Consider the following 19,455-nt stretch of genomic DNA (forward strand, 5'->3'; position numbering starts at 1 on the left):
TCGGGTTTGCGGTCAAAAATACGAAAAAATTATCTAATTTTACCCGAGCGTTAACCGAAAAAAGAGAGAGTATGTCGATCAGAAGTCAATTATCGGACGTGCGGGAGACACTGCCCGAAGGCGTCACGCTGGTGGCCGTATCCAAAACGCACGCCCCGGCCCTCATCGAAGAGGCTTACGCCGCAGGACAACGCATCTTCGGCGAGAGCCGGCCGCAGGAGCTGGCCGCAAAATACGAAGCGTTGCCCAAGGACATCGAATGGCACATGATCGGGCACCTGCAAACCAACAAGGTAAAGCTCATCGCCCCCTTCGTCGCGCTGATCCATTCGGCCGACAGCGAACGGCTCATCCGGGTAATCAACGACGAGGCGATCCGCAACGGCCGCGTAATCGACATTCTGCTCGAAATCCACGTCGCGGACGAGGAGACCAAGTCGGGATGGACCTACGACGCGCTGCTGAAATACGTCAAAAGCGGTGCACTGGCAGCCATGAAAGGCGTCCGCGTGCGCGGCGTCATGGGTATCGCCACCTACACCTCCAACGAATTCCGCGTACGGCTCGACTTCGAACTGCTGCAACAATATAAAAAGGAGCTGGAAGCGTATTTCGACTCCTCGTTCGACACGCTCTCGATGGGCATGTCGGACGACTATCCGCTGGCGCTGGACTACGGAACGACGATGGTACGCATCGGGTCGCTCATCTTCGGCAAACGCGACTACGCGGCCGCTGAAAAAGAGGCGACGGTCTGACCTCCGGCCGAATCCCGCCGCCGATACTGAAAATCCGCCCCTGCCGCAACGATCGCGACAGGGGCGGATTCGTTATGCTTATTTTCAACGAACATTCCGAATTTTCGTCCGCTGCCGGCACCGTTCGCGATGCCGAAATATAAGATACCGAACACGAATGGATTGTTACAAAGAAGCTTTTCCCTCTCCCTGCCGCACGGCTCATGCAATCGGTGCGATTTCCTCCCACAGGTGTTTCGAAAGATCGACACAGCCGTTGCGGCGAAACGTCACGCCCTCGCGCTCCAACAACTCCCGCTGAGCCGGCCATCCGGGCGCAAGCCTTCCGCTGCTGTTCACGACGCGGTGACAGGGCAATCCTTCGGGAGCATTCGCCAGCGCCCGTCCCGCCCGCCGCGCCCAACGGGGACGCTGCGCGAGCCGCGCCAACTGTCCGTAAGTCACGACCCTGCCCGGCGGTATCTGGCGGACGATATCGTAAATTTCGGCGTCGAACTCCCCCATTACTTATGCAGCGCCTCCCACAGCAGATCCTTCAACTGCGGAATGTTGTATCCCGTCACCGATGAGATGAAAAGCGCCGGAATCCCTTCGGGCAGGTGCGTCCGCATCTCGGCGATCAACTGCTCGTCGAGCATGTCGCTCTTCGTCACGGCCAGTAACCGCTGCTTGTCCAGCAACTCCGGATTGTACTGCGTCAACTCGCCCAGCAGGATTTCGTACTCGCGGCGAATATCGTCGGCATCGGCCGGCACCATGAACAACAGCACCGAATTACGCTCGATATGGCGCAGGAAGCGCAGCCCCAGTCCGCGCCCCTCGTGCGCCCCCTCGATGATGCCCGGGATGTCGGCCATGACGAACGACTTGCCGTCACGACACTCGACGATACCTAGATTGGGTTCGAGCGTCGTGAAGGCGTAGTTGGCGATCTTGGGCTTGGCTGCCGACACGACCGACAGCAGCGTCGACTTGCCGGCATTCGGGAATCCGACCAGCCCGACGTCGGCGAGCACCTTCAACTCCAATACGAAAGCCCCTTCGTCGCCCTCCTCGCCCGGCTGCGCATAACGCGGCGCCTGATTCGTCGCACTCTTGAAGTGCCAGTTGCCCAGTCCTCCGCGGCCGCCTTTGAGCAGTACCAGCCGCTCGCCGTCGGCCGTCACCTCGCCCACGGGCACCAACTCCGTCTCGCCCTGCTCGTTCTCCACGACACGCTTGGCCACCGTGCCCAGCGGCACGGGGATGACGATGTCGCGCGCATCTTTGCCCGACGAACGGGCACCCGACCCGCCCTCGCCGTCCTCGGCGAACTGGTGGCGCTGGTATTTGAGGTGGATGAGCGTCCAATACTGACTGTCGCCCTGCAAAACGATGCTGCCGCCCCGTCCGCCGTCGCCGCCATCGGGGCCGCCGAAGGCGACGAACTTCTCCCGACGGAAATGCGCCGAACCGGCACCGCCGTGCCCCGAACGGGCGAAAATCTTCACGTAGTCTACAAAGTTCGAACCAGCCATATTACGTCGATTTAAGGGGACAAAGATACGAATAAGCGAGGGCAATGTCAAATTTATTTGAACATTGCCGAGCGGGAGTATCTTCGGCGTCAGCCAAAGTACGATTAAGCGAGGGCAAAAGCAAACTCGTTTGCATTTTGCCGATCCTCTGCTGCGAAAAGCGGAAGCGGAAATCCCCGTCGCGGTTCAGACGCCGGCTCCGAGTATCCGCCGGACCTCCTCCCGCCAGTCGGAATTGCTGCGCGGGCAGAAGGTCCGATAACCCAACGCCGCGCCGGCGGCGGCATTGGCCGCGCTGTCGTCGATGAAGAGCGTCTCGGCAGGAACGAGCGGGGCCTCGGCCGCCATGCGGTCGAAAATCGCCCGATCGGGTTTCATGCACTTCATCTCGTAGGAGAGGAACAACTTGTCGAAATAGGCGTCGAGCGGCTTTCCGGCAGGCGAAAATTCGCTGCTGCGCGCCCAGTCCATCACGAAGGGATTGGTGTTGCTCAGCACATAGAGCCGGTAGTCGCGGCGCAACTCCTCCAAACAGGCCAGTCGTTCGAGCGAAACCGGCAGCAGGAAGAACCCCAGCCACGCCTCGCGCGCCTCGGCATAACTCACCTCCCGACCGGCGCACTCGCCCAGCCGCCGGACGAATTCGTCGGCCCCGATCCGGCCGCTTTCGAGTTCGCGGAAGAACCCGCGCTGGTGATAGCTGTCCAGATATTCCGCCGGATTTTTCAGTCCGACGCGTTCGAACGCCGCCAGCGCCCGCGAAAACTCGAAGTCGGCGATGATCCCCCCGAAGTCGAAAACAAGATTCTTGATCATAATCCGCTTTTTAGAGAGGCGAATATAGGCAAATTCGGGCAAATACGCAAACGCTCCCCCGCACGCCGGCGCATGTTCCGACGCCCGCACGATCGGGGCCGGCCGCCGAACCCGAAAAGCATCCGGTCTCCGCAAACGGATCCGGCCGCCTACGGGCGGCCGGATCGTCCGACACGGTGCGGATCAACTTTGCAGCGGCTCGTAGGGAAGCCCCCACGCTTCGGCCACCGAGCGGTAGACGACCTTCCCTTCGACGATGTTCAGACCGAGCCGCAGCTCTTCGTTCTCGGCGCAGGCGCGCCGCCACCCCTTGTCGGCCAGTTGCAAGGCATAGGGCAGCGTGGCATTGGTCAGCGCGAGCGTCGACGTATAGGGCACCGCACCGGGGATGTTGGCCACGCAGTAGTGCAGGATGCCGTCGACATAGTAGACCGGATCTTCGTGCGTCGTGGGCCGCGACGTCTCGAAGCAGCCGCCCTGATCGATCGCTACGTCGACCATGACCGTACCCGGCTCCATCAGTTTCAACATGTCGCGCGTCACCAGCTTCGGCGCCTTGGCACCCGGAATCAGCACCGACCCGACCACCAGATCGGCGTGTTTGAGCTCCTCGCGGATGTTGTACTCGGACGACATGAGCGTCTTGACATTCCGGGGCATCACGTCCGCCAGATAGGTAAGCCGCCGCAGCGAGACGTCGCAGATCGTGACGTCGGCACCCGTTCCGGCCGCCGTGCGCGCCGCTGCCGTACCGACCACGCCCGCGCCGATGACGAAGACCTTGGCCGGCTTCACGCCCGGCACGCCGCCCAGCAGGATTCCCTTGCCGCCGCGCGGCTTTTCGAGGAAGTAGCGTCCCTCCTGCGCGGCCATGCGGCCCGCGACCTCCGACATGGGGATCAGCAGCGGCAGCGAACGGTCGCTGCGTTCGACCGTCTCGTAGGCGCAGCACACGGCGCCCGACGCGATCATGGCCCGCGTGAGCGCCTCGCTGCTGGCGAAATGGAAATAGGTGAAAAGCAGCTGTCCCGGACGAACCAGCCCGTACTCCGGTGCGATCGGCTCCTTGACCTTGATAATCATCTCGGCCGTTGCGTAGACCTCCTCGATCGAGGGCAGCAGTTTCGCCCCCACGGCCTGATACTCCTTGTCCGCGAATCCGCTGTCGACGCCCGCTCCGCTCTGGATGTAGACCGTATGCCCCCGCCGAACGAGCTCCATGGCTCCGGCCGGCGTAAGCGATACGCGATACTCGTTGTTCTTAATTTCCTTTGGAATTCCGACGATCATAACGATATGTTTTAATTTTACGAGAGCAATTTAGCGAAATTAAAAACGAATTCCAACGATTTTATTAGAATTTATAACTCACGGTCAACGTCGCGCTGCGGCCGTAGGCATAGAGCAGGCTCGTAGCGAACGGACGGTAAAAGGACTCGGCACCGCTGCGCAGGCGCCGCACCCGATCGGACTCGTAGGCGGAGTAGACCGTGCGACGGTCGTCGAGCAGGTTGCGTACCGACAGCGTGACCGACAGTCTCGACGCGCCCAGCCGCCACATTCTCCCCGCCGAGACATCGGCCGTAAAGGAGTCGTCCAGCCGCTCCTGCTCCATGAAAAGAGCGAATGTTTCGGGCGAATCGGAGGCCTGGTTCGCCACACGCGAAGTCCGGTAATGGAACGACGGCGCGACCCATCGTCCGGCGACCAGCGACGCATCGGCAGAGAAATACCACCCCGAACGGCCGAAATAATGCACGCCTGCCGTCGCGGCCAGCGAGGCCGTGCCGCCGGGCCGAAGACCGCTCATGTAACTCGTGACGCCGTCGGCGCGGAGCTCGTTGCCCGCATCGGTGTAGAGCCATACCGAAGGATTCGTCGCATAGGTGTGGCTGCCCGCACCGACGGCGGCCGACAGGCTCCAATTCCACGTAAGGCGCAGTCGGGCCGCCGCCTCGGCGCCGTAATCGAGCCGGCCGATGCCGCGCACCGTCATATCGCAGTATTCGTAGGAGAGGTCGTCGAAAAAACGGGTAGTGCGGATTCCATCCCGCGTCGCCGCGAGGTAGCCCGTCACCCGCAGCTCGAAGGCCCCGCCCGTGCGGACGAAACCCAGTTCGGCACCGTAGCGGCGCGACAGGGACGGATCGTCCACCGTCCGGTTGTTGTAGAGCGGCTGCAAAAACAGATCCTCCACGTCGGGCACCGCGGCCGACGCCGACGCCGAGATTTCGAGATAGCTGCGCGATGAAAAGGCATAGCCGGCGCTGGCCCGCAACGCGTAGGGTGTGAACCGCAACCGCGAAGAACCGCCGTAGGAGCCGGCGCCCGGAAACAACTCCTTCTCATAGAATCCGCGCCGCCGGACGACGCAGCGCCCCACGCTTGCGCCGAACTCCGCCGTCCACCGGTCCGAACGGTAGCGCACCACACCGTCGGCCGCGACCTCGCAGCGGACGGTGCGGTAGTCGTAGCCGAAACGGTCGCCTTCGCCCACCGTCCGGTCGGGGTGGCGCAGGTCGTTCTGCAAACGGTTGGAGTAGGTCGCGTCGTCGAGCAGGAAATGATCGATGTCGGTCAGACGGCCGGCACCCAGCAGGTCGCGCAACTGTTTATACCGGCGCGGCGCATCGTAATCGACCCTGAGCGCGCAGGCGACGGTCAACTGTGGATCGACCTCGGACTCGATACGAATCGCCGTCTGCATCCGCAGCGGACGTTCCACCCGATCTTCGAGGGCATAGAGCGCCTCGCCGTCAGGCTGCATCCGGTTACGGCGGTAGAGCTCCGCCCAGTCGATCTGCGTATAGCGTTCGTCGCCGGCGCGCCACACGGCGTCGACGGCCTCGAACGCCTCGCCCGTGAAGTAACTGGGCAGGTAATGGTAGTTGTCGGGACGGGGCGTCGAAGCGTCGTACCAGGCCAGCGAACTCTGGCGCCGTATGCCCGTCTCGACTGCGGCGGATGCCCGCAACAGCGTCGACCCGCCGATCCGGCCGCAATAAGCGGCGATACCCAGCGGCAACCCCTCGCGCCGCACCCTGCTGTTACGCACATCGCCCGCCTGACGACCCCATGCGGGATTGTAGTAATTGGAACCCCGCAGCATAAACGCCTCCTCCACCGAAGAGGAACGCAAACCGCGCTCGGCAAACGGCACGACGAACACCGCCGTCCAGTATCCGTCGCCCCTCGTGCGGCGGCCGACGCGCAGGGCGGCCGTCGTCTGCCGCGTATAAACGCCGTCGACGAGCGCATCGCGCCCGAAACGCCCGTCGACAGTCACGGCCAGGTGCCACCTGCGGGGCAGTTCGAACGCCAGCGAGCCTTCGGCACCGGCGCGATAGTTGCGGGTCGCCGCACGCAGGGCCAGCGCCCCGCCCGGCACCGGATCGTATTCGGTGAGCGACACCGCCGTCGCTCCGGTACCGACCGAAAGCCTCCCGACCTGCGGACGTGCACCGGCGACATACCGCGTCTCGGCCTGCAACCGCCGAAGCGCGGTCAGATAACGCCACGACACCTCCGCACCTTCCAGCAAAACGGGCGACAAGGCATAGTCTTCGCCCCGCCGGCGATACGAAACAGCCGAAAAGCGGAATGCCGACACCTCTGCCCAAAGGTCGTCAGCCTGCTGCACGGCACGGTAAAAAAGCAGCGAATCGCTCTCCAATTCGGGCATCCGCTCCTCCTCGTAGGGTGCAAAGGGGTAATAGGGTTCGTCGTCGAACGCCTGCGCAAGCGCGCCCGAACAGCGCAACAACAAAACCGAAAAGAGTATTTCACGAACTATTCGCACGGTTTATAAGCCTGATTATACTACAAATATAGCGATTTTCCCGATTATCCGCACACTGCGGGGGGGGGTATTGCTTTTTCGGAAAAGAATCGATATATTTGTGGACAACAACCTGCAAAATACCTTGCACGACACTTCGCCGGCGCACCGTAACGCGTCGGTTCCAACACCTGACAAATGAAAAAACGAACGCTTCTCCTGCTGCTGTCTCTCCTGCCTCTGAGCATGACCGCACAGCAGAAATTCCTGCTGCGCGGCCAAGTCGTCGACGCAGCGAACGACTCCCCCGTGAGCTTCGCCACGACGGCCCTGCTGCGCGATTCGACGGCCGTCGCCGCCGTCGCCGCCGATGCGCAGGGGCGGTTCGAACTCTCGGCGGAGGCCGCGGGCGATTACCGCCTGCAAATCACCATGGTGGGCTACAATCCCGAAACGCAGCCCGTCACGCTCCGCACTGCCGCGACCGATGCCGGTACGATCCGCTTGCGGCAGGGCGTGGACATCGACCAGGTGACGGTCACCATCCAGAAACCGCTCGTCACGGCCGACGCCGAGAAAACGACCTACTCGGTCGAAGACGATCCGCAGGCCGCATCGTCGACGCTCGAAGAGATCCTGCGCAAAGTGCCGCAGCTGACCATCGACGCCGAGGGCAACGTGAAGCTCAACGGACAGAGCGATTTCAAGGTGCTGGTCAACGGACGGTCGTCGGCGATGTTCAAGAATTTCAAGGACGTGATCCGCAGTATGCCCGCCTCGCAGATCAAGAAGATCGAAGTCATCACCGAACCCTCGATGAAATACGACGCCGAAGGCGCGGGCGGCATCATCAACATCATCACCGCCCGCAAGGAGTTCGACGGCTACAACGGCAGCCTCAACTACAACACGGGACTCGACACCCGCCAGCAATACGGCGGAGCCTCCCTCTCCGTCCAGAAGGGCAAGTTCGCCGCTTCGGTCCAGGCGTTCTTCTTTCAGATGAACCGCAGGAACCGCCCCTACACATCGGAAAGCCGGCGCGAGAATTTCGCCTCCGAACAGCAGCGCTACCACACCTCCGAATCGACCGGCTACGGCAAGGGCCACAACGAATACGTCACGCTGAACCTGAGCTACCAACCCGATACGCTCAACCTCGTCACCCTCGAAGGATCGCTTTGGACAGGCGCATGGAAGAACAGCTCCGACACCCGGATCCGCATGTCCGACGCCGCCGAAACGCCGACCGTCGCCTACGACACGCACGACTACGACAACTACCCCTACACGGGATTTCAGGTCGGCGCCAACTACGAGCGGCGTTTCCGCAAGCCCGAACATACGCTCACTGTTTCGGACATGGTCGAGATCGACCCCGACAAGGGTTACAATCTCGTCACCTACGACGGCGTGCTGAACTACCCCTCTTCGCAACTCTACAAGCGCCATACGAGCCGGAGCTTCACGAACACCTTCCAGCTCGACTACTACAACCCGCTCGCGGAACACCACTACGTCGAAGCCGGCAGCAAATATATCTACCGGATCAACAAAGGCTACCAGAACGAGATCCCGTGGATCGATCCCGTCGGGTTCGATCCGACGAACACGACCAAGTACGACGACCTGCGGCAGCGGCAGCAGATCTTCTCGCTCTATTTCGGCTACGGGTTGAAATTCTCGAAGGTATCGGCGCGTGCCGGCGTGCGCATGGAGCGCACGTGGAACCATGCCGACGCCGACAACAGCCGGGAGGGAATCTACGATTACGGCAACCGCCTGCTGAACTTCATCCCCTACCTCAGCTTCACCTACAAACCGCGCGACGGGCACAACCTCTCGCTCTCGTATACCGAACGGCTGCGCCGTCCCTCGATCTCGATGCTGTCGACCTACCTCGACGACAGCGACCCTTACAATACCTCGCAGGGCAACCCCGATCTGGAAGCATCGACGACACATACGCTGTCGCTCAAATACAACTATTTCTCCCCCAAATGGAGCGGCACCTTCACCCTGTCGGGCCACCTGTCGAACGACGGCATTTCGAGCTGGACGAGCGTCGACGACCAGGGCGTCTCGCACACGACGTACAGCAACAACGTGCGCGAGCGCACGGCCAGCGCACGGCTTTCGGTCAACTACTCCCCCTCGGAGAAGTTCTCCTTCGCGCTGAACGGGCGGGGCGGTTACAGCCACTACCGGCTGCCCCAAGAGGAGATCTCCACCGAGGAGTTCACCTTCGACCAGAACCTCAACATGAACATCGCGCTCTGGAAAGCGGCCACCGTTTCGCTGGGCGAAGGATACAACAGCGGCAGCGCGAACCTGGGCCGCAAGTCGGGCGACTACTTCTACTCCTATGCCACCCTTTCGCAGAAGTTCTTCGACAAGAAGTTGCAGATTTCGGTCAGCTGCTACAACCCCTTCACCAAATACCAGACGTACAGCTCCACGGCGCAAACCCCGACCTATCGCTCGCAGAGCCGCAGCCGCAACCATTCGCGCCAGTTCTCGATCGGCGCCTACTGGCGCTTCGGAAAGCAGAACGTACAGGTCAGGAAAACCCGCAAGTCGATCTCCAACGACGACATGATGGACGGCGGCAACAAGCAGGGCGGCAAACAGTAGATCGCCGGGCAGCCCGTCCGGAACCGGCGAACAGCGGCCGGCACGGAACCGCACCGACCGAAAAAGAGAGGAGCGTCGTTATCCGACGCTCCTCTCTTTTTCAGGTCTCCGACGCTCAGAGACTCCCCACCACGGCGCAGAGCAGATCCCAGAACTTCTGCACGGTGGCGATTTCCAGCCGCTCGTCGGGCGAATGCACGCCGCGCAGCGTCGGGCCGAACGACACCATGTCCAACTCCGGATATTTCTCCAAGAACAGCCCGCACTCCAATCCGGCATGGATGGCCCGTACTTTGGGCTTCACGGCGAAAAGCCGCTCGTAACACTGCTCCGTGACGTGCAGCAGGTACGAATCGGGATCGGGCGACCAGCCGGGATAACCGTCCGAATGGGCGACTTCGGCGCCGGAGAGCCGCAGCACCGCCTCGACGGTCTGTGCGGCATAACGCTTGGCGCTCTCCACCGACGAACGCTGCGACGTAGTGACCACGATCCCCTCGGCACCGAACTTCACCGACGCCAGATTCGACGAGGTCTCGACCAGCCCTTCGACGGCGTGCGACATCGCCAGCACGCCGTTAGGCAGACCGACGAGCGCCCCGACGAGCGACTGCATCGTCACGGGATCGAGCACCCATTCGACCCCCTCGATCTTGTTCAGGGTCATCTGCAAATTGGGTTCGGTGTACTTGAACTCCTCGACGATCTCGACGGCGAACGCACGGCAGCGCTCGCACACGTCGCCGGCCGTCTCGGCGGGAACGCCGAAGACGGCGAACGCCTCGCGCGGAATGGCGTTGCGCAGGTTGCCGCCGTCGAAACGGTTCAGCACCGGCCCGTAGGGCAGCAGTTCGTAAAGCAGCCGCGCCACCAGCTTGTTGGAGTTGGCGCGCCCCTTCTCGATGTCGTCGCCCGAATGGCCGCCGGCCAGCCCCTTGACGTCGATACGGAAATATTCGAACCCGTCGGGCGCCGGCGTCACCATCGGGCTGAATTTGGCCACGGTATCCACGCCGCCGGCGCAGCCGATAAAGAGTTCGCCCTCGTCCTCCGAATCGAGGTTGATGAGGTACTTCCCCGTCAGCATCCCCTCGCCCAACCCGAACGCTCCCGTCAGGCCGGTCTCCTCGTCGACGGTGAAGAGCGCTTCGAGTGCCGGATGCGCGACGGTCGCGGAGGCCAGCATCGCCAGTGCGGCAGCCATGCCGATCCCGTCGTCGGCGCCGAGCGTCGTCCCCTCGGCACGCACCCAGCCGTCGTCGATGCGGGTGCGGATCGCGTCGTGCTCGAAGTCGAACGCCACGTCCGAATTTTTCTCGCAGACCATATCCATATGCGACTGGAGAATCACCGTCGGACGCCCTTCGTAACCGGTCGTCGCCGGTTTGCGAATCACGACGTTGCCCGTCGCGTCGCACCGGTACTCCAATCCGTGCTCCTTCGCCCAGCCTACCAGGTAGTCGCGTATCTTCTCCTCCTTCTTCGAGGGCCGCGGTACGCGCGTGATCGCCTCGAATTCCGTCCACACCTCGCAGGGTGCGAGTTTCGTCAAATCTGTCATCTCTGTTTCGGTTTGAATATGCACAAAATTACAAAAGAATATCCATTTTAAAGAGAAATTACTTAATTTTGTCTGATATAATCGAACACCATGATTCCGGACTACCAAACACTGATGCGGCCTCTGCTGGAATGTATTCAGGACGGACAGGAGCATCTCTTCAAAAACGTCATAGAGCAACTGGCCGACCGATTCGAACTCACACAGGAAGAACGGGAACAGTTAGCTCCCAGCGGCCATAGTGCACTTTTTTCAGGTCGCGTCGGCTGGGCAAAAACCTACTTAAAGAAGGCGGGACTGCTCGAACAGAGAAAAAGAGGGATACTCTCAATCACCTCTCTGGGAATAAAGGCTTTAAAATCCAAAAAGAAAATAGACGTAACCTACCTGACGGGATACCCGAATTTCGTCGATTTCTACGCCCCGTCGTCCCGCAACGACAAGACGCGGGAAAACGAGTGCGCGCCTGCTATCGATCCGGAATGCACGCCTCCCGTCACTCCGGAAGAGACGATCGCCCACGCCTACGAACAGATACACAATAAACTGTCGTCCGAACTGCTGGATGTCGTACTGATGCAGGATTTCGCATTTTTCGAACGGCTCGTCGTCGAGCTTCTGGTCAAGATGGGCTACGGCGGTTCGATTCAGGATGCGGGACAGGCGATCGGACGCACGGGAGACGAAGGAATCGACGGTATCATCAAGGAGGACAAGCTGGGTCTGGACGTCGTCCATATCCAGGCCAAGAAATGGAACAGGAACAATACGGTCGGACGTCCCGAATTGCAAAAATTCGTGGGTGCACTCGCCGGACAGGGAAGTACGAAAGGAATTTTTATCACCACTTCCTCTTTCACCAAAGAGGCGCAATCCTACAAACCCCAGGGAGTCAAACTGGTCAAAATCGACGGAGAGAAACTGACACAGCTCATGATCGAATACGGACTCGGGGTCACGACTGCGTTCTCTTATGAAATCAAACGGATCGACCGAGATTATTTCAACGACTTAGACGATTGATGCCCATGCTTTTCAGAATCGGACACGGATACGACGTACACGCATTGGCCGAAGGGCTGCCCCTCGTGCTGGGCGGCGTCGGGATCGAACACGACAAGGGGTGCGTCGCCCACTCGGACGGCGACGTGGTGATCCACGCCCTCTGCGACGCACTGCTGGGCGCCGCCGCGCTGGGCGACATCGGGCTGCATTTCCCCGACACATCGGACGACTACAAGGGTATCGACTCGAAACTGCTGCTGCACCGCGTCGCGGAGCTGCTCGCCCAAAAAGGCTACCGCATCGGCAACGTCGACTGCACGATCCGGATGCAGCGACCCAAACTGCGTCCCCACATCGACCGGATGCGCCGGACGCTGGCCGACGTCATGGGAATCGGTGTCGACTGCGTTTCAGTCAAGGCCACCACGACCGAGCGGCTCGGCTTCGAGGGCCGCGAAGAGGGCGTCTCGGTCTCGGCCGTAGCGCTCATCTACCGGGAATAACTTTCGGGACTATCCTTCTCTGAATCGCATCGCCGTCCATAGCCGGCGAAGGATGCATGCGAACTCTTGCGAACAGAGCATATCCCTGTGTCGGGTAGCTGCGGACTGCCGTTCTTCGGACAATCAGGGAAAACGTTTTCGCTAAGCCGTGTACAGAGCCGAACTTGTTCAGACTGTGCCGAGGCGAAAAAAATGGAGAAAGAAACGCCATACGCAATCGTCGCAACAACACGAAACGGGATCGGGATAATTCCATACGATTCTTCCGCTGCGGCCGCACCAAAGTGCCAAAATGCCGGTTCAACGTTCCGATGCTGCCAAACCGACACTCGTAAGCCCCCCAAAAAAGGGAATATCTTTCGAATCATGCAACAAACTGATTATCATATACAGTAATATATTTTATTAAATTTTCTGAAAAATTTATTAAAAATATTTACCAACTTACCTTTATTTGTATTATCTTTGCATCGGTTAAGGTTAGAAAACAGATCCGCCGCAGAGGCGACTCGAACGCGGATCGCAATTCAGGTTAAGTATGGTACGAATGATCAAAAACACCGTGGTTGCCTCGCGGACGCTGAAGAGCAACCTCACCAACAAACTGTTGGACATGATGACCTCCGACTGGTTCCTCAAAGTTCTAGAATCGAACAAGTCGAACATCGATTAAGGAAGAGATCACGAAAGAGCGGTCTCTTTCTTTTTTTCAGACAATCCGATCGCAGGCGCAGGCCCCGCTCACAATAAACCCCGGTTCGCAAGGGGATGAGTGTTTTTTAAGAACGGGGAGGTAAAAAGTGTAAAACGCAGATAATCAAGATATATAAAATCTGTCTTTTGCACGAATTTTAGGCAGAAAAGCCTGAAAAAGTAGAATTCGACGGGAGTTTCGTTACCAAATCGTAACCCCGTCGAATTGCTTTATAATAGCATATATGCGACTGAATTACAATTTCTTGCGCAAATATACGTAATTCTTGAGAACTCAACAACCGATACCTTTGTCACATTAAAAATTGTTGAGTTATGAAAAGTACGTTCAAAGTTCTGTTTTATCTAAAAAAGGATAAAATCTCGAAAGACGGGAAAGTTCCGGTCATGGGGCGCATCACGGTCAATGGCACGCAAGCCGGTTTCAGTTGCAAGTTGAATATCGACCCCGCACTATGGGATGAGAAAACCAATTATCTGAAATCGCAACGAAATACGCTTTCGCGCGAAATTCACCAGATGCTTGAAAACATCAAAGCTCAAATCGCCAAACACTATCAGTCGATCAGTGACCGTGATGCGTATGTTACGGCCAATAAGGTCAAGAATGCTTACCACGGTTTCGGCGACCGATATAAAACGCTCATAGCAGCTTTCGACTACCATTTGGACACCATCAAAGCACGAATCGGTCACGACAGAACGCTGCGTACCTACGATAAACTGATGGGAGAACGCCGTTGCCTGATGCGGTATCTGGTTCTGAAAAAACTGGAAGATGTGACTTTGAAGGAGTTGGATGTCACGTTCATAGAAAGATATTACGCATGGATGCTCTCAGACGGACATTGCGGCAAGACAACGGCTTTCAAACGCACCCAGACGTTGAAATGTGTTTTATATGTAGCCGTTGAGCAAGGCTGGATAGACCGTCATCCCTTTCTGGCATTCAAATGTGCTCCGGATTATAAGCCCCGCATGTTCCTGTCCGACGAAGAAATACAACGGCTTATGAATATAGAATTGCGTTATCATCGGCAGCGGGCCGTGCGGGATATGTTTATTTTCTGTTGTTTCACCGGACTGGCTTATATAGATCTGAAGAATCTGACTTACGATCATATCGTAACAACTCCGACGGGAGAACAATATATCTACAATCGCCGTCAGAAGACCGGTACGCCTTATCACATCATGTTGCTGCCCATTGCGCAAGAGCTTATCGAACGATATAGGGGGTATCCGGGTAAAATTGACGAAACGCGGGTCTTTCCCGTGAAAGATCGGAAAAGTATGTGTACAACGATAAAACGGATTGCCCAAAAATGCGGCATTACCAAAAACCTATCGACGCACATCGGTCGGCATACGTTCGGAACGACGGTCACGTTGGAGAAAGGAGTACCTATCGAAACCGTTTCGGAAATGCTCGGACATAAGCAGATTACGACGACTCAGATCTACGCCAAATTAACCGCCAACAAGATGAAGGAAGACGTACGTCTTCTTACGCAGCGCATCGGCAATCTGTATGAACTCACACAGCCTACGACCCGGCTGCTTTCCAAAGAGGCTTAACCCTAAACGAACGGCGACCAGATCAGTCTGGTCGCCGTTCGTTTACTTATTCCAGGGCCGGAAGTCGCGGTAGTTTTTCTTCAGCACCTCGAAGATACCGGATTCGGGATAGAGGATTTTCCCGCCGAGCGTCGTATAGGGAATCGCTTTCGTATCCCGCAAGGTCTGCAACGTCCGTTTGCACACATGGAAGCGTCTGCAAATCTCGTCTCCGGTCAGATAATGCTCCTGACCGATCGTCGGCCGCAAATGTTTCATGGCCGTTTCGATCTCGCGCGTGGTTTGCACCATCCAATCCGTCAGTTCCTTGAACTCTTCGGATCGCGTCGTAATAATGTCCGACATACTATCTGCGGATCAGAGCTTCGCGGATGACGCGTTCGATGTCGGTCTCCCGGTAATAGAATTTGGAACCTATCGTGGAATACGGAATGATTCCCCGGTCGCGGTAATTCTGCAAAGCCCGCTGCGAGATGTGCAGCGCCTCGCATACTTCCTGCGTGCTGAGTCATTTCTCCCGTGTGGGCGGGGCTACTTTACGATACAATTCCGTTACGGCGACCGACAGGCCGCACAGACGCTTTCTCAGTTCCAGATAGGCGTCGTTTTCCATCATGGTTACTTCCATAAGTCGAATGTTTTATGAATCGGTATTTAATAAAATTTGAGTGCTGGCCTCGGAGGTCGTTTCACCTCATTGCGTCGTTTCAAATCCGGTGCACACAGCCGGATTTGCCGCCGTGCCGAATAATAATCTGCTCTATGCATCAGCTTTTCGGCTTCCGGCGTAAAGAGCATTACGCCTTTCATCGCCGCATAATACGCCTCGTCATTCGCCACGATATGACGGGGCTGTAACTTCAGACGAATCAATTCCGGCAATAATTTCCGCATGTATAGTTCATCGGGCCGCTTCGCTTCTTCCGTCGTCGCATGGAAGGATGCTTCCGGAGGCAGATCGTATTGCAGATAGAACAGGTTTTCGAGCGCCCGTCCGGGTGTCGTCTTTTTCAATTCTTCGGAGATGTGATGCCTGAAACCCTCTTCGCCGTTCGTTCCGACAGCGAAACGTACGGCATGCAGCGTTCAGTCGAGCGTCAGGTAAATACTTCTGATTCGGTCTTCCCGCATATCCGTTACATTTTTATTGCGGCACGTTTGCCGCTGGCGGGACGGGAATGCCGCAGCCTGCGTTCCGTTTCCCGCCTTTCGGTTACGGTGCCCGTTCCGGGCAGGGAAACATGCTGTTTCGCATCCGGCGATGACTCTTTGTATTCCGTCAGGAATCTCCCGTTCTGAATGTTGTATTCCGTGCGAAGAATACCCGCTGCAATTTCACGGGCCTGCTGCTGCAAGGCACCGTACCCGAAGTCGTGCGTCGATTGCCGGTTTCCCATACGCGCCCGGTCGCAATCCCGGAGTTTCGACGCCACCTCGGAGAAGAACTCCCGATGTCTGAAACGATGCAACCCGTCGTCGGCTACAGATGCGGCGTACCCGTTTTCCGCGATATACAACAGCGTTGCGAGATCGTGATTGCCTGACGATACCTGTGTCCGGTTCCCGGCAACGAACCTCTCGAAGTCCTCGTAGCACGGTGATATGGAATATGCTGCCGAACATACGCCTTCCGAAAGTACCGATGTCGGAATCCACTTCTCCTCGGTAAAACTGTATCGGGATCTCTCCAGTCCCGGATACTCGCTTTTCAGATCGCTTTTCACGAATTTGTCGATACACTTGTCCGCCATCGCGGCGATTCGGGGCGGCAAATGTTTCAATTCATAGATTTTCAGCGTATCTGCATCAGTCCGCATTCCGAAGAAACGATCCGTCATGTATTGCATATAGCAGTACATGGCCCGCCGGCCCTTGAGCGTATCGCTGAAGAGATAAGTTCCCTGCGAAGAGGTTACAGCCCGATAGAGCGGTGCATCGTCGGGCGCCGTACGGGCACAATGCATCGTAAATCTCCGGTATTCGGGATCGCGCATCAGCTGTTCCCGCCGCCCTGCCGGAGAGAGGGGCGAAAGACCTTTCGAGAGTGCGAAAGCCGCATCCCGGAGCGAAACGGCCGGCTCGGGGTGTATATCCTGCCGGATAAAAGCCGGAGCCAGCTTCCCGTAAAAATATTCGTTCGTCGTACCCCGGCGGGACGGAATCATTCTGCTGTCGGAAAAGGTCAGATGCAGCAGCGTGTGGTCGGGAACGACCGATGAACGGGAGCAGGCGGCAACTTGTTCGCGTACATAATCTTCGAAAGACTGACGTCCGTTTTCTCGGACGGCGATACGCACGGCCTGCATCTGCGGATTCATCGTAACGAAAACACTCGCCGGAATCTTGCGCCTCATGAGGCTGTCTAAAAAATCTGCGATTCGGGACATGAACGGTAAATTTCAGAGGATTTTACAAGACAGAATCGGAAATAATATCTATTCCCTGACACAACGCACCAGCCCTTTGCCTTTTCCGCCTTCGAAATTCGTCCACCCGCTGTTGATCTCGAATTTGAAATAGACGCTCGGATACGGCGTAGCGGATGTCGGTTCGGACGCCGCTCCGGTCAGCGTGACGGCAACGCCGTCACGATCCAGCCAAAAATCGTCGTTCCCGACCGGTACGGGATAAAACGTCCCCTTCGTATCTCCCCTGAAGCGCTGGAACCAATAGCCGTTGTCGAACGCTCCGACCACATAAGGTTCTCCGGGAAAGACGTAATTCTCGAAAGCCGTCCATGTATAACGGCTCGGCAGCCGGTACCCTTCGGGGCAGGGGTCATGCACGCTTTTCGCACTCGCCCAACCGTAAGTGTCCACGGGTGCGGGATCGCCCCAAAGGGCATTGTCGTAATAGGTATAAAGTTTGGCGTACCACCCCGTATAGACATACGTCGTCGGGTGCCGGGTCATATAGGTCAGATCGTATGTTTTGGCTTCGGATTCGTTCGTGGTGTAGATTGTCGGCCAATGGTTTATGAACCGATCCTTACGTCCTGCGGCGTTGTAGACCTCGTTCGACGTAAAGGGATCCTTACGTCCCCATGTATAGACCAGACCGTAGCGGGTTTTCAAATCCGTACCGATGGCTCCCAGATTCCGATCTATGACAAGGAACTGTTCGCCCGCTCGGTTCGTATACCGGTCGTCCTGCGGCCGATCGTTGGGCAGGCACCATATATGCCAGCTCCAGAGAATCGTCCCGCCGGCATCGTACACCGCGACGAGCGCATTGCCCCGCTGACCGTTCGTGCGCACCGTAAGACGGTTGTCCGCAAGCGTGAATCCTGTAATGATCTTGTTGTCCTGCCACAGCAGCCCGGCGGATGCCGGAGCGTATTCATCGCCCGCCTCGATTCCCAGATAGGCGTAATTGCGGCTGCGGGACGTGCGATACGGGGTAACATCGAACGTAACCTGATCGCCGGTGCAGATATGGCAGTTCGCCGTTCCGTAATACAGGCCGTCGTAGACGAGAACCCGGTTGTCGATCTCATTTTCGCCCCTGATAACAAGCTCCAGATTATGCCACGTGTTTCGGCGGACATTGAAATCCGACGTGTTATTTTCACCCGGATAAACGATGTATTCGACAAGGGCTTTATCCGTGCTCCGTTCCGCGAGAATCCGCAGGTAGGTGGCACAGGCCGGAGCATTTTCAGGGCACTTGTCCTTCTGGTCGGTGATCGTGTCTACCGAGCCCTGCAAGTTCTCGAAAAGATACGCTGTACCCGCGGTTCTCCGTTCATTGCCGACAGGCATCGCCTCGCCGTCATAGTAGTTCGCCTCGACCGTCGAAGAAATACTGCCCGAATCGAAGGGACGTATCGTCCGCGGCAGATTGCAGAACTGCACCGAGCGAAGACTGAACGACGGTGCGACGGCGTCGGCGACCTCGATGGTATAGGCGATCTTCGCCGCACTGCGCGTTACGCGAAGCGATGAGGGGGTACACCGGCCAGCGCCATCGACGGCCAATGTTCCCCGATCCGTCATCGGGATAGCGTCCGAAGACTCCATCACGTCCACTGCCGTTTCGTAAAACTGGATTTCGAACGCATTTTTATCCCCCAGATCCTGCCCGGCGTTCGCAATCGCATAGCTCTGATAATTGCCGGGAAGGACGTTGAACACCAGCGGCGAGGAAACGGAGGGGAAATAAAAATGATATTCTGTATCTCCGTACAGGTATAAATTTACATCCCGAATGCAATTTTCGTCCATTGCGCGGGTGGCGGCCTGCTGCTCGGTCGTCAGATGCAGTTCGACCCTGACGGGCGATTGTTTTTCGGGCGCCCAAGCCGGTATCTCTACCGCTTCGGTGCAGGCTGCGAGCATCGAAAGCATGCCCGGGAGCCAAATCAACAGTTTTTTCATCGTGACAGCGGTTAAAATTCGGGGGTTGCGATTTCCTTATCCCAGCCGGGAATGTCGATCGTATCGGCTTCGATCACCGGGCAGCGGATAATTTCCACCTCTTCATGTTCATAGACATGGCAGCCTGCAAATAGAGATGCGATAAGCGCGACCGCCGTTGCTGCAAGAAAGCCGTACGCGACGGCATATTTGATTTTCAATCTGTTCATAAGTTC

General features: G+C 57.8%; 18 protein-coding genes. 6 read left to right on the forward strand and 12 right to left on the reverse strand.

All coding sequences use genetic code 11. The annotated features are described in order from the left end of the window. Positions 1 to 71 precede the first annotated feature (71 nt). Positions 72 to 758 carry a YggS family pyridoxal phosphate-dependent enzyme gene (locus tag FMF02_RS12755; RefSeq protein ID WP_019129367.1) on the forward strand — a complete coding sequence of 229 codons (687 nt, stop codon included), beginning with the start codon at positions 72 to 74 and terminating at the stop codon, positions 756 to 758. Positions 759 to 959: 201 nt separating this feature from the next. Here the strand turns inward: FMF02_RS12755 and FMF02_RS12760 are convergent, their stop codons facing one another. The 5 genes from FMF02_RS12760 to FMF02_RS12780 form a co-directional block, all read right to left on the reverse strand. Next, positions 960 to 1,262: an MGMT family protein gene (locus FMF02_RS12760; RefSeq protein ID WP_141413408.1), complete on the reverse strand. Its 303-nt coding sequence runs from the start codon at positions 1,260 to 1,262 to the stop codon at positions 960 to 962. Continuing rightward, positions 1,262 to 2,275 carry a GTPase ObgE gene (obgE, locus tag FMF02_RS12765; protein WP_019129365.1) on the reverse strand — a complete coding sequence of 338 codons (1,014 nt, stop codon included), beginning with the start codon at positions 2,273 to 2,275 and terminating at the stop codon, positions 1,262 to 1,264. The genes FMF02_RS12760 and obgE overlap by 1 nt, the downstream gene beginning before the upstream one ends. Before the next feature lie 186 nt (positions 2,276 to 2,461). Then, positions 2,462 to 3,091: an HAD family hydrolase gene (locus FMF02_RS12770; protein ID WP_019129364.1), complete on the reverse strand. Its 630-nt coding sequence runs from the start codon at positions 3,089 to 3,091 to the stop codon at positions 2,462 to 2,464. A gap of 183 nt (positions 3,092 to 3,274) precedes the next feature. Next, entirely contained in the window at positions 3,275 to 4,381 is a 1,107-nt protein-coding gene (ald, locus tag FMF02_RS12775) for an alanine dehydrogenase (protein WP_141413409.1), read from the reverse strand. 64 nt (positions 4,382 to 4,445) lie between these two features. After that, positions 4,446 to 6,857 (reverse strand): TonB-dependent receptor, encoded by a 2,412-nt coding sequence (locus FMF02_RS12780; protein ID WP_141413410.1) that lies wholly within the window; start codon positions 6,855 to 6,857, stop codon positions 4,446 to 4,448. Positions 6,858 to 7,067: 210 nt separating this feature from the next. Between FMF02_RS12780 and FMF02_RS12785 the strand changes: the two genes are divergently transcribed. Then, positions 7,068 to 9,503 carry a TonB-dependent receptor gene (locus FMF02_RS12785; protein ID WP_141413411.1) on the forward strand — a complete coding sequence of 812 codons (2,436 nt, stop codon included), beginning with the start codon at positions 7,068 to 7,070 and terminating at the stop codon, positions 9,501 to 9,503. A gap of 115 nt (positions 9,504 to 9,618) precedes the next feature. Here the strand turns inward: FMF02_RS12785 and FMF02_RS12790 are convergent, their stop codons facing one another. After that, positions 9,619 to 11,064, reverse strand: a complete 1,446-nt coding sequence (locus FMF02_RS12790; protein WP_141413412.1) for an aminoacyl-histidine dipeptidase — start codon at positions 11,062 to 11,064, stop codon at positions 9,619 to 9,621. A 90-nt stretch (positions 11,065 to 11,154) separates the two neighbouring features. Between FMF02_RS12790 and FMF02_RS12795 the strand changes: the two genes are divergently transcribed. The 4 genes from FMF02_RS12795 to FMF02_RS12805 all read left to right on the forward strand — a co-directional run bounded on the left by FMF02_RS12795 (position 11,155) and on the right by FMF02_RS12805 (position 14,864). Beyond that, positions 11,155 to 12,087 (forward strand): restriction endonuclease, encoded by a 933-nt coding sequence (locus FMF02_RS12795; protein WP_019129359.1) that lies wholly within the window; start codon positions 11,155 to 11,157, stop codon positions 12,085 to 12,087. Between the two features lie 5 nt (positions 12,088 to 12,092). After that, positions 12,093 to 12,572 (forward strand): 2-C-methyl-D-erythritol 2,4-cyclodiphosphate synthase, encoded by a 480-nt coding sequence (gene ispF / locus FMF02_RS12800; RefSeq protein WP_026074690.1) that lies wholly within the window; start codon positions 12,093 to 12,095, stop codon positions 12,570 to 12,572. A gap of 538 nt (positions 12,573 to 13,110) precedes the next feature. Beyond that, positions 13,111 to 13,245, forward strand: coding sequence for a hypothetical protein (locus tag FMF02_RS13970; protein WP_257006519.1), 135 nt, complete (start codon positions 13,111 to 13,113; stop codon positions 13,243 to 13,245). A 356-nt stretch (positions 13,246 to 13,601) separates the two neighbouring features. Next, complete coding sequence (locus tag FMF02_RS12805; RefSeq protein WP_141413413.1) at positions 13,602 to 14,864, forward strand: site-specific integrase; 1,263 nt, start codon at positions 13,602 to 13,604, stop codon at positions 14,862 to 14,864. Positions 14,865 to 14,906: 42 nt separating this feature from the next. Here the strand turns inward: FMF02_RS12805 and FMF02_RS12810 are convergent, their stop codons facing one another. The 6 genes from FMF02_RS12810 to FMF02_RS12835 form a co-directional block, all read right to left on the reverse strand. After that, positions 14,907 to 15,209: a helix-turn-helix domain-containing protein gene (locus FMF02_RS12810; RefSeq protein ID WP_141413414.1), complete on the reverse strand. Its 303-nt coding sequence runs from the start codon at positions 15,207 to 15,209 to the stop codon at positions 14,907 to 14,909. 1 nt (position 15,210) lies between these two features. Further along, complete coding sequence (locus FMF02_RS13800; protein WP_019150770.1) at positions 15,211 to 15,324, reverse strand: hypothetical protein; 114 nt, start codon at positions 15,322 to 15,324, stop codon at positions 15,211 to 15,213. A 194-nt stretch (positions 15,325 to 15,518) separates the two neighbouring features. Next, a complete protein-coding gene (locus tag FMF02_RS12820) occupies positions 15,519 to 15,878 on the reverse strand; it encodes a hypothetical protein (RefSeq protein WP_141413415.1) in 360 nt (119 codons plus the stop codon). Positions 15,879 to 16,000: 122 nt separating this feature from the next. Next, complete coding sequence (locus tag FMF02_RS12825) at positions 16,001 to 17,251, reverse strand: DUF6047 family protein (RefSeq protein ID WP_244611582.1); 1,251 nt, start codon at positions 17,249 to 17,251, stop codon at positions 16,001 to 16,003. Between the two features lie 48 nt (positions 17,252 to 17,299). Continuing rightward, positions 17,300 to 19,240 (reverse strand): DUF4906 domain-containing protein, encoded by a 1,941-nt coding sequence (locus FMF02_RS12830; RefSeq protein WP_141413416.1) that lies wholly within the window; start codon positions 19,238 to 19,240, stop codon positions 17,300 to 17,302. Positions 19,241 to 19,251: 11 nt separating this feature from the next. Beyond that, positions 19,252 to 19,449 (reverse strand): hypothetical protein, encoded by a 198-nt coding sequence (locus FMF02_RS12835; protein WP_015547821.1) that lies wholly within the window; start codon positions 19,447 to 19,449, stop codon positions 19,252 to 19,254. Positions 19,450 to 19,455 lie beyond the last annotated feature (6 nt).

The organism is Alistipes communis, from assembly GCF_006542665.1.
GTDB lineage: Bacteria > Bacteroidota > Bacteroidia > Bacteroidales > Rikenellaceae > Alistipes > Alistipes communis.